Source organism: Steroidobacter sp. (assembly GCF_016790065.1).
Classification (GTDB): Bacteria; Pseudomonadota; Gammaproteobacteria; order Steroidobacterales; family Steroidobacteraceae; genus Steroidobacter.
Window position 1 is genome coordinate 1 of record NZ_JAEUPY010000828.1, and the last position, 1,551, is coordinate 1,551.

Sequence of the window (1,551 nt, forward strand, 5' to 3'; positions counted from 1 at the left end):
AGCATCGTCAGCGCCCAAACGCAAACCACTGCGGTGGCGACGAGCGGCATCGCCAAGGGCGTGACGTTACCAAACTCGCGTGTCTACGCACTCACCAGCGACAACGCGCTGTACATTCTGAAGCCAGGCGCGACTCAGTACGTGCGCGGCGGCCGCGTCGACGTTTCCGACGGCGGCAATCTGATTGGCATCGACTTCCGTCCTGCCGACGGCCTGCTGTATGGACTCACCGATCGTGGCGGCTTGTACACCATCGACCTGTCGTCGCGTTACTTCGGCGCCAGCACCAAGGTCAGCACCGTCAATCCACGCTTCACCGGCGGCTTCGGCGCGTTGGTGGATTTCAATCCCGTTTTGAATGCACTGCGCATCGCTGGCAGCAACGATCAAAACATCGCTGTGGTGAACGGCGTGGGCGGGGGCAACCTGAACACCACCGCCGTGCAAACCAAATTCAGCTATGCCCAAGGCGATGTGAATTTCGGCAAGGACCCCGAGATCGTCGGCGGTGCCTACAACAACAATTTCAACGGCGCGACCACCACGCTGTTCTATCTGGTCGATCACGACCTGGACACGCTGGTGACCATTTCCAACAAGAACGCCACCGGCAGTTCCAACACCGGCAGCGGCCTGTTGCAAACCATCGGCCCATTCGTCGATGAATACGGCAATGCCTTGAACATGTCGCCGACCACCGATTTCGACATCTACACCGATACCAACGGCACCAATTTCCTGGTCGGTCAGACCACGCGCCTGTTGTTCTCCATCGACCTGTCGCAGATCGATCCCAACCTGCCGCTGGGCCGCACTCAGAAAGTGACTGTGCGTCGTGGCCAACCCGCTGCCCTGCCCGGTTCCAGCGCGCCGCTGACCGGCGGCGTGTTCGACATCGCCGTCGTGCCCCGGCCGTGACTATGACTTTGCTTGACCGACCTCGAGTGAATCCAGGCCCGACCTTCAGCACGAATTCAGGCCACTGACCCTGTCGTTTTCCCGGAAGCCATCGTCGCGGGGCTCGCGGCGGTGGCTCTTTTTTGGTCCAATTCGGCGTCCGTGCCTCCAGGCTATCCCCAGGGTGATCCCCGGGGCGATCGATAACCGCGCCAATCAAGGACCCTCAATGCTCAAGCAACTCATCGCAACGACATTGCTACTGGCGAACTTCGGCGCCCTCGCCGACAACACTCCGGAAACCGAAAGCTGGACCGCCCCGCACGGCGCCCGCGACCAAATCGTCGCCGCCACAGCCGTCTCCAAAGAACGCCTCGCCAACCTCGACGCCCTGATGCAACAGTACGTCGATGAAAACCTGATCTCCGGCGCAGTCGCGCTGATCCTGCAAAACGGCCAGCCGGTGTATCAACACTCCGCTGGCTGGGCCGACAAGGAAGCCGGCGTACGCATGAACGCCGACACCATCTTCCGGATCGCCTCACAAACCAAAGCCCTTACCAGCACCGCCATCCTGCAGCTCCAGGAACGCGGCAAGCTGGTAGTCACCGATCCGGTCAGCAAGTTCATTCCTGAGTTCGCCAAGACCACGGT

Annotated in this window: 2 protein-coding genes; both read left to right on the top strand. The window is 61.1% G+C overall.

Annotated elements, in window-relative coordinates; all coding sequences use genetic code 11:
- Nucleotides 1-918, top strand: a 918-nt coding sequence (locus JNL55_RS33360; RefSeq protein WP_293865010.1) for a DUF4394 domain-containing protein, incomplete at its 5' end; no start/stop codon positions are given.
- A gap of 208 nt (nt 919-1,126) precedes the next feature.
- A partial coding sequence (locus JNL55_RS33365) for a serine hydrolase domain-containing protein (RefSeq protein ID WP_293865013.1) occupies nt 1,127-1,551 on the top strand: 425 nt, incomplete at its 3' end.